Consider the following 10293-nt stretch of genomic DNA (forward strand, 5'->3'; position numbering starts at 1 on the left):
ACCTAACATTGAGTTAATCTACTTGCTTTTAATTTGTGTTAAATTAAAATTAAGTAATGTTGAAAACAGATTTACACATTAAGAAGGCAAGTTTACTAGTACTAAGTATTATTATCCATGCTGTTGTTTTTGCACAGAGTTCAGGCTTGGTGTCCGGTTCGATTACAAATGAGAAAGATGGTAAGCCTACGATTAATGCATTAATCAAAATTATTTCATTAAATAAAATCACAAATTCAGATGCAAATGGTAATTATACTTTAGCAGGTATTGCACCTGGTATATATACTATTGAGTTTTCAGCGAAGGGAACTCACAAGAAGGAAATTTCGGATGTAGAAATTGTGTCAGGCAAACTATCAAAACTGAATGTGAAATTGGGTGTTTCGACTTCAAAAAATGATTTGATAGTTCGGATTTCTAATAAAGCTGATACAACTAAAACATTAGTAGCACAGCAAAAGAATAGTACATCTATTGCTGATGGATTTTCTGCTGCCACTACTATGGCTGGATACGGAATTCGAGGAAAAATAATAGATGTGGAAACAATGCAACCTATTGCAGGAGTAAGTGTAGCGTTAGGAGATAATTCTAAAACGACATCTACGAATGAACGTGGTGAATTTATGATTCCAGTTTCTAAAAATGGTGAGTATCAAGTAGTGACTAGCTACTTAGGATATAATAAAGAAATAACACCTGTCTCTTTAGTTGACAAAAAGTGGGAAAACATAAATATTGTTCTTGTTAATACAAGTTCAGTATTAGATGAAGTGGTTGTATCACGTCGCAGATCACAGGTTGGCGAACTTGCATTGTTAGAAGAGCGCAAAAATGCGGCGTTAGTTGTAGAGAAAATAGGGGTAGAGGAATTGTCAAGAAAGGGTGTTAGCGATGCGGCAACGGCTGTTTCTAAACTTTCGGGTGTGTCAAAACAAGAAGGCAATAGCCAAGTTTATGTACGTGGTTTGGGAGATCGTTACAATACGACTTCATTGAATGGATTACCGATTCCATCTAGCAATCCAAATTTAAAAAATATTGCTCTGGATGTATTTAGCACAGATGTGGTTGATTATATCGGAGTGGATAAATTGCACAATGCGACACTGAATGGTGATTTCGGTGGTGCAAACGTAGACATTGCATCCAAAAATTTCAAAGGTGATCAGTTATTTGAAGTTTCTTTAGGTTCTACTGTGAATACAAATGCATTGAAGCAAGCGGGCAATTTCAATTTACAACAAGGACCTAACTTTTTTGGATTTTCGAACGCCAATATACCTGCTGATGCACAAGGAAGCTACCATTTCAAAAATAGTTGGAATTTGGACGCTAAAAATATGTTGCCAGTTGACCTGGGTTTGAAATTAGGCAAATCATTTAACGTAGGAGACGAAAGCCGTTTAAGTCTTTTCGCAACCTTAAATTTTGCAAATGGATACGCTTACCGCGAAGGTTTGAATGCAAATGTTGGTGCGCAAGGTGACCGTTTGAAAAGCTTTTTCCAAACAAGACATAGCTATAACACCAAGTCAACTGGTATGTTGAATGCCAATTATCAAATTAATAATAAGCACAGTTTATCATATAACTTTTTATATATCAATTCTGGTGAACAATTCGCAGATAATTTCACAGGATATATTCGCGATGCAGCAGAAGATGGTAATGGAGTCGTGAGACGTAATACGTTTTCTCAAACACAGTTAATAATCAATCAATTGCTTGGTAAACACGAACTGACAGACAAAATCGATTTGAATTGGGGATTGGCTGCAAATATAGTGGACGGCGATATGCCAGATCGTATGCAATCGCAGACGCGCATGTTAAGCAATGGTGACCATGTTTTTATTCGTGTGAATGAGGCTGATAATCACCGCTACAATTATTTCTTGAAAGAAAATGAATATGCTGCCAACATTGCGGCAAGCTACAAATTAGGTGATGATAATAAAGGGAAAATTACATTAGGCTATAATGCAAGAATGAAGAAAAGATCATTTGATGTAATGCAATTGAACTTTAATATTCTTACAGATGCTAGACAGACCGTTATTGATCCAAATAATATTGATCAATACTTAGGAGCTGCAGGATATGGAACATTTTACGAATTGAAAGGATTTGCGGGTAATGCTTTTCAGTATTACAATGGTGATCAAAATATTCATTCTGCTTTTGCAAGTGTGGATTATGCATTGACGGATCGCTTGACAGCTGTTGTAGGTGCTCGTTATGAAAAAATCAAACAAAGTGTAGATTACTATAGCATTGAATTCCCGAAAGCTAAGAATGAGATATCGAAAGACGCATTTTTACCGAGTTTGAATTTGAAATACGCATTGAACGAAAAGCAAAATTTAAGATTTGGCGCTAGCAAAACTTATACATTACCTCAATTCAAAGAAAGAGCACGTTTTCCTTATGACGATGTGACTGAAGTGGTGCTTGGTAATCCATATTTGTATGCTTCGGACAATTATAATGTAGATTTGAAATGGGAAATGTTTCCGACTGAGGCGGAATTGATTTCGGTAGCTGCATTTGGTAAATATATTCAAAATCCGATCAACGAAATTATGATCGCTTCGGCAACAAATGATATTTCATATGCGAATACTGGCGACAAAGGTTTTGTGTATGGTGTTGAATTAGAATTCAAAAAGGATATTCTTGAATTTAATGAAGATAAATTGAGCTTCGGATTTAATTCGGCAATCATGAAAACAGATCAAGATTTTGATGCGCAAAAAGTGACTACAGAAACGAATGGTTTAGTAAATATCGATCCATCACACTCAAGCTCAAAATTCACTGGAGCATCTGACTTTATCATCAACGCGGATTTATCATACAATAAAAATTTCGCCGAAGGAAAAAATATAGTAGCTACTGTGCTATACAATTATTACTCGGACAAAATCTATGCTATCGGAACAGGTGGATTAGGACATCGCGTAGACAAGGGGCTTGGTACTTTGGATTTAATTGTAAAAAGTAAAATCTCGAAAAAAATTGGATTGGAGTTGTCTGCACGCAATATTTTGAATCCAGCATTTGAAAGATGGCAAGAAAATTCGGAGCCTGTCAAAGTGTTGTCATACAAAAAAGGTCAATTCTTTAACTTGGGTTTGAAGTATAATTTTTAACCCGGTAAATTTAATAATTTATTAACAGTCAGTTGATTAGATGTTAATATAAGCTTAGTTTATTTGTATTATAAAATTGAAAATTAATAAATCAGAAATAATGAAAAAATCAGTTTCAACTCTATTATTATTAATGTCCTTGTCTGCGACACCATTTGTTTTCACAGCTTGTAGTAGTGATGACGACGAACTTATAGTGGTAGATCCAGGCAAAGAAGTAGATCGTGAAAACCTAAAAGGTGCGATTAAGAATGGTGAGCACATCGTATTAGAAAGTGGAGTTTACAAATTGACGGGACCTCTTATTGTTGAAAACGGCGGTAAGTTGACAGTTAAGGCTGGTGTTACTATCGAGGCTACACCTTTCAAAGATGGAGAAGAAATAAGATATATTGCTACGGCGCAAGGAGGACAAATCTTTGTAGAAGGTACCGCGGCAAAACCTGTTGTAATGACAGCAACAAATAAAGTGCAAAGTTCTTGGGGAGGTTTAGTATTATGTGGTAAAGCTCCAATTAATAAGGGAACTACAGCTACTGCGGAAGTTTCTGGCTTAATTTACGGTGGTACTTTAGCAAATGACAATTCAGGATCAATTAAATATTTACGTATTGAATATTCTGGTTATTCTTACTCAGCTGAAAAAGAGTTTAATGGTTTGTCGATGTTTGGTGTAGGTAAGGGAACAACAATCGAGTATGTACAAGTTCACGAAGGTTCTGACGACGGTTTCGAATGGTTTGGTGGAACGGTAGATTCTAAATATTTAGTAGCTACAGCAAACGAAGATGATCAATTTGATTGGACTGAAGGTTGGAATGGTACAAATGAAAATTGGTATGCAAAAGAAGCTTCTGCAAAAGGAAACAGAGGTATTGAAGCTGACAATAATTCAAATACACATGATGTAAACCCAACATCAAACCCAACAATTAAAAATTTAACATTAATTGGACGTGGTGCTCATCAAGGTGAATCACAAGCTTTAAAATTACGTGTAGGAACTAAAGGTATGTTAGACAATGTGGTGCTTTCAAACTGGGGAACAGGATTTGATGTAGAAAATGATGTTACACTTGGTTATGTTGGTTCTACATTAAAAGCTACTCGTGTAAAATTTGATAATGTTGCTACAAAATCAAAAGGAAAGAAAAGTGATGGTTCTTCTGTGGATGTAGCATCGGTATTCACTGAAGATGCTACGGCTACTGGTGCTGGAGCCGGAACATCTACACCTGAATGGGCTAAAGGTTGGACTGTAGGTTTATAATCTACAGCTATACTAAAATATTCTTTATAAGACTATAATTTTAAACTAATAATCAACTCCTCATTCATTGAATGGGGAGTTTTTATTTTGGAGAATAGTGATATACGATCTTGTATTCTTCGTCTAAGTATTTGTCTGCTAATTCACCAATGTTAAGACTTCTTGCTTGTGGTGTTGGTTCACAAATAGAATAATATTGATCTTCAAATTTGATGGTTTTACCAATCTTTTTGTCAAATTGTACCCCCATAGTAATATGTGTAGGATACAAGATGGCGACCATTGGTAAATTATATATCTCTTTGACCAAATAGAAAAACAACGCTACACGGTCATCACAATCGCTGTAGGGATTGAGCAGTGTGAGTTCGGGAGATAAACGCTTTTCTTTACCAAAATTATCTTCATCATCTTCGTATAAAAACGCATATCTCGTAAATCGCATCAAATAATCTACACCCTTTTCTGTAGTCATTTCTGCTACATTCTCCTTCAATACTGGTATCAAGGAACTATAGGTTTCTTTGGTAAGCGGAATATTAAAGTAGGAGTCAAAATCGACACCAGGGTAATTTTTAAAAATACTAGACACCTCATCATTCACCTTGATCTTGAAGTTGTACACTTTGTCATTGTATTCAAAATTGATACTTTTTTGCTTGTATCCCTGAGCCAACAATTCTGGCATTTGATTTATTTTGTACTTAAAATCATTTTTCCCCTCTTCAAAATATATTTCTATAGGTGTATACGCATCAGTTCGTTGAAATAGCTTGCCATAATCATGATAATTAAGGCAAGTGTACTGCTGTTTACCAATATTGAAAAAAGGAATGTCTGAGATATCTTCTTTATTCTTGATGTAAAAGATAATCTGATTGTTACCAATGGCAATACGCGCATCATATCCAGACTTATTCATCAAATACCATTTATATAAAGTGTATCTATGGTAATTTTCAGACTTAGAACTTAGGGATTGTGATACCCTGCGTATAAGTTGATAATAAAGCCAATCACTAAGTTTTTCTGCAGTTCGAAATTGAACTAAATCTTTAACTAAATTGTGATACGACTGATTGTTAATCTCTTGATAAAAGCGTTGTATAGCATCTTTACTAATTTGTGAAGGAAACTGGAACGTTTCAAGTAAAGATTTGTCAACCACAAATGGTTTTTGAAGGAAATGAATACTATCTAGTTTTTGGGCAAAGGAAATGTGAGATTGTAATATAATTACAATACAATAAAGTGTATAGCGTAGGTTCCACATTTTTTTGCTTACAAATCATTAACGATTAGTTAACATAAAATTAATAAAATGATTTGATAAAAGATGAAAATTATTTGTTATAAATTATCCGAAAAGTCCTCTTTGTTAGCGTATTGGTGGGATGTTTTAATGTATTTTTTTGGATGAATATTTTATTTTTTCAAATGATTAATTTTTAGTAGATTAGATATGTCGAAATATTTTATATCTAGCCTAATGTAGGTTATCGTTTACAATAAACATAATAGCCTATGTGTTTTCTTGTGTGTGCATCGACATTCTCTTTAATTTTAACCAATTACTAAAACTAATTCTATTTTCATGGAAATTAAAACTTCTTCAAAATTCATTGCTGAACTAATTGGAACATTTGGTTTAGTCTTATTCGGCTGTGGTGCAGCGGTAATAGCTGGAGGCACGACATTGGCTGGTACTGCTGGTCTAGGTCTTTTAGGTATATCAGTAGCTTTTGGACTTTCGGTTGTAGTATTTGCCTATGCAATCGGTGGCGTTACTGGATGTCATATCAATCCTGCCGTAACTATTGGTGTATTAGTTGCAGGTAAAATATCAGCTAAAGATGCTGCTGTTTATATTGTTGCTCAATTTATTGGAGCATTATTAGGTGCTTTTGTATTAAGCCAAATCTTATCAGGTCAGCTTGCTGGTTTTACTGCAGGTGAATGGGCTTATGGTTCAAATGGATGGGGTAAAGGTTATCAAAATGAATATGGCGTTGTCGCTGCATTTATTACGGAAGCTGTTTTGACGGCTATTTTCTTATTTGTGATTTTAGGGACTACTTCCAAATTAGGTAATGGAACAATGGCTGGTTTAGCAATAGGTTTCACTTTATTATTGATTCACTTGGTAGCTATTCCTGTTACAGGTACTTCAGTAAATCCAGCACGTAGTTTTGGTCCGGCTATTTTAGCAGGAGGACAAGCATTATCGCAACTGTGGCTATTTATTGTAGCTCCAATTGTAGGTGCAGTTGTGGGTTCAGTTTTATGGAAAATTGTATATTCAGATAAAGAAGCATAAACTAATTAGGTTTAATTTTGTTAAAATATAAGGGGAGCAAAGCATATTTTGCATCCCCTTATATTTTGGTATTATTTGATATGCCAAGTCAAATTAGCTATCTTTGTGCTAATGGATAATTTCATTGTCTCAGCCCGTAAATATCGTCCTGTTACCTTCGACTCTGTCGTAGGTCAATTGCATATTACGAATACCCTCAAAAATGCTATACATAACAATCAGTTGGCACAGGCTTTCTTGTTTTGTGGTCCTAGAGGTGTTGGTAAGACGACTTGCGCGCGTATTTTGGCTAAGACTATCAATTGTGAGAATATCTCAGAGAATACTGAAGCTTGTGGTGAATGTGAAAGTTGTAAATCATTTCAAAATGGTGCATCATTTAGTATTCACGAATTAGATGCGGCCTCCAATAATTCGGTGGATGATATTCGTAGTTTGATTGAACAAGTACGTATCCCACCTCAAACGGGTAAATACAAGATTTACATTATTGATGAGGTGCATATGCTTTCACAAGCGGCATTTAATGCTTTCTTGAAAACATTAGAAGAGCCACCTGCGTATGCGATTTTTATATTAGCAACTACAGAAAAACATAAAATACTTCCAACTATTCTTTCACGTTGTCAAATTTTTGATTTCAATCGTATCAAGGTAGAAGATATGGCTAATCATTTAGCTAGTATTGCAGCTAAAGAAGAGGTTATTTATGAAGTAGATGGCTTACATGTCATTGCACAAAAGGCAGACGGTGGTTTGCGTGATGCTTTGTCCATGTTTGATCAGATTGTGAGTTTCTCTAATCGTAATCTTACTTATCGAGCAGTAATTGATAATCTGAATATTCTTGATTACGATTATTATTTCAAATTGATGCAGGCTATTGCTGGTGAAGATGCGGCAGAGACATTGTTGATATTTGATAATATATTAAATAAGGGGTTTGATGGGGGGCACTTCATAGCTGGGTTATCTAATCACATTAGAAATCTTTTAGTGACAAAAGAACCTCGTACCTTAAAGCTTTTGGATGTAAGTGAAAATATCAAGAAGAAGTATTATGAGCAATCAGCTGCATTAAGCTCAGGATTGCTGCTTTCTGCTTTGAATATTGCTAATCAATGTGAAATATCATATCGTTCGAGTAAAAATCAACGCTTACAAATTGAATTGGCTTTACTAAAGATGTGTCATTTGTCTTCCGCAATTAAATTGGGAGTACATGGTATATCAACTACGCAAGTGGAAGTAAAAAAAAAACTTCCTGAGTCAGTAAAGCAAACAATTCCTTCGGCTGTTAATTCAATTCCATCAACTTCTTCTAGTGTTGCTGCTAAAGTCGAGGCTCCTGTACCTATTAAATCAGCTATTCCTGCTCCTGTAAAAGCTCCTGAACCCGAGAAAAAATCTTTTTCATCAGGAAAGGGCTGGGGAAGTTTCAAGCCTTCAGTAGCGGTTCCTAGTTTGGCTACAGTTTTCGATGAAAAATTAGCAGAGGAGACTGAAGAATCTGATTTAGTTCAGGGTAGTGAATTCAGAGAAGTTACGTTCAATTCATTTATTAGTAAGTGGAATACACTAGCTGAAAAGTTAAAAGCCGAGAATCGTATTACGCTTTACACGATCATGACTGCTAACGAACCCCGATTAAATGGGAATATTGTAGAGGTGGATGTCGAAAATATGGTTCAAAGTGAACAGCTTAAAGAAGGTAAAATTGATGTTCTGAATTACTTGCGTGTCGAATTGAAGAATTTTTCGTTGGATTTGATTACACATCAATTAGAACAAACAGTAATTCGTAAAGCTTATACATCACAAGAAAAGTATCAAGTGATGGTCGAGAAGAATCCCGCGTTAGAAACTTTACGAAAAACATTCAATTTAGGACTAAGCTAAATTTCTCTTTCTTATCTTTGTACAAATTTTGGATGGTACGATTCGAGCTACTATCCTCATTATATTTAATTTAGAATAATGCAAAACAATTTCCAACGTCGTGATCGCGGCGAACAAAGAGAAAGTAATCAAATGGTTTTTGGTATTCGTGCTGTTATCGAAGCCATAGATAGTGGTAAAGAGATTGAATCTCTTTTTATACAACGTGGATTAAGCGGAAGCTTATTGTTGGAATTGAAGGCATTAATTAAAGAAACTAACATCGGCTATCAGCAAGTGCCAATTGAAAAGTTGAATAGGATCACGCGTAAAAATCACCAAGGTGTAATTGCTGTAATTTCTCCGATTATTTATCACAATATAGAGGATATACTTCCTGAAATCTATGAAAAGGGAGAGACTCCATTGTTATTGATGTTGGATGGTGTGACTGATGTTCGAAATATGGGCGCTATTGCACGTACAGCGGAATGTGCTGGTGTACATGCGATTATTGTGCCTAAAAAAGGATCTGCTGAAATTAATCCTGACGCTATCAAAACTTCAGCTGGAGCATTGTACAAAATTCCAGTTTGTCGTCAAGATTCTTTAGGAAAAACAGGGCGTTTTCTAATTGATTCTGGCGTTCAATTAGTTGTAAGTACTGAAAAAACTAAAGACTCAGTTTATGATATAGATTATACAGTTCCTACTTGTGTAATTATGGGAGCTGAAGATGTTGGTGTTTCGGATGATTTGATTCGTATTTCGGATAAATTGGCAAAGATTCCAATGTTTGGTGAAATAGGCTCATTGAATGTTTCTGTTTCAGCCGGAATAGTTATTTATGAAGCTATTAGACAGCGAAATATAATAAAGTAAAATGCTCAAGCACAGGCTTCGCAGACAACTTAGGTTATATAAGTATGTAGTTTATAAAGAAACACTTGTTGATTTTAAAAATCACTTTTGGTCTTTTGTAGGAGCTTTTATCGGAATTGGAATTATTGCCTATTTACAGTCCCTTCATTTACCTCAGCTGGAGAATGTTTTCTTAATTGGATCCTTTGGAGCTTCTTCTGTGTTAATTTATGGTGCTGTATATAGCCCATTGGCTCAACCACGAAACTTAGTTGGAGGTCATGTTGTCTCTGCGTTAGTAGGAGTAACCGTGGCAAAGCTTTTTCCTGATATTATTTGGCTAACAGCACCATTGGCTGTGGCACTTTCTATTGTCGTCATGCAATTGACACGTACATTACATCCTCCTGGTGGAGCGACTGCTTTAATAGCTATAACTGGAGGGGCAAAGATTACCGAATTGGGATATGACTATGTTTTTTCGCCGGTATTCAGTGGCGCAGTCATTTTATTAGTTGTAGCGTTGATATTCAATAATATCACTAATGATAGACATTATCCTGTAAAGAATTCTAGACTACGAAAATCAAGAAGGATACAATTGAAACAAAGATTTTCAAAAAAATCCAAAAATGAAATTCATTTCTAATGATAATAAAGTATAAAACAAAAGGCTCCAGTGTGGACATGCCCCAAAAAGTTAGACACTTATTTGGGGCATTTTTATGAGAAAAAATCAGAAGTATAATTTCAATTTTAAGTTACGTTTAGTAACTATTCTTCAGCAGGGCAAAGATAGTATTGGAGGT

The 10293-nt window shown here is 35.2% G+C and carries 7 protein-coding genes; 6 read left to right on the forward strand and 1 reads right to left on the reverse strand.

Features of this window, described 5'->3' with window-relative positions; all coding sequences use genetic code 11:
* The first annotated feature begins 56 nt into the window (after positions 1–56).
* Positions 57–3158: a TonB-dependent receptor domain-containing protein gene (locus IPZ78_RS13190; protein WP_225554448.1), complete on the forward strand. Its 3102-nt coding sequence runs from the start codon at positions 57–59 to the stop codon at positions 3156–3158.
* Between the two features lie 100 nt (positions 3159–3258).
* Positions 3259–4428: a hypothetical protein gene (locus tag IPZ78_RS13195; RefSeq protein WP_225554449.1), complete on the forward strand. Its 1170-nt coding sequence runs from the start codon at positions 3259–3261 to the stop codon at positions 4426–4428.
* 82 nt (positions 4429–4510) lie between these two features.
* Here IPZ78_RS13195 and IPZ78_RS13200 read toward each other — a convergent pair whose 3' ends face one another.
* On the reverse strand, positions 4511–5701 hold the full coding sequence (locus IPZ78_RS13200) for a hypothetical protein (RefSeq protein ID WP_225554451.1): 1191 nt from the start codon (positions 5699–5701) through the stop codon (positions 4511–4513).
* 321 nt (positions 5702–6022) lie between these two features.
* Here IPZ78_RS13200 and IPZ78_RS13205 point away from each other — a divergent pair, with 321 nt between their 5' ends.
* From IPZ78_RS13205 to IPZ78_RS13220, 4 genes are all read left to right on the forward strand, one after another.
* On the forward strand, positions 6023–6745 hold the full coding sequence (locus IPZ78_RS13205; RefSeq protein ID WP_225554453.1) for an MIP family channel protein: 723 nt from the start codon (positions 6023–6025) through the stop codon (positions 6743–6745).
* A 111-nt stretch (positions 6746–6856) separates the two neighbouring features.
* A complete protein-coding gene (locus IPZ78_RS13210; protein ID WP_225554455.1) occupies positions 6857–8644 on the forward strand; it encodes a DNA polymerase III subunit gamma/tau in 1788 nt (595 codons plus the stop codon).
* 78 nt (positions 8645–8722) lie between these two features.
* Positions 8723–9505, forward strand: a complete 783-nt coding sequence (gene rlmB / locus IPZ78_RS13215; protein ID WP_225554457.1) for a 23S rRNA (guanosine(2251)-2'-O)-methyltransferase RlmB — start codon at positions 8723–8725, stop codon at positions 9503–9505.
* A 1-nt stretch (position 9506) separates the two neighbouring features.
* A complete protein-coding gene (locus IPZ78_RS13220) occupies positions 9507–10133 on the forward strand; it encodes an HPP family protein (RefSeq protein ID WP_225554459.1) in 627 nt (208 codons plus the stop codon).
* Positions 10134–10293 lie beyond the last annotated feature (160 nt).

The sequence above is a fragment of the Sphingobacterium bovistauri genome, from assembly GCF_020295405.1.
In the GTDB taxonomy this organism is placed as follows: Bacteria; Bacteroidota; Bacteroidia; order Sphingobacteriales; family Sphingobacteriaceae; genus Sphingobacterium; species Sphingobacterium bovistauri.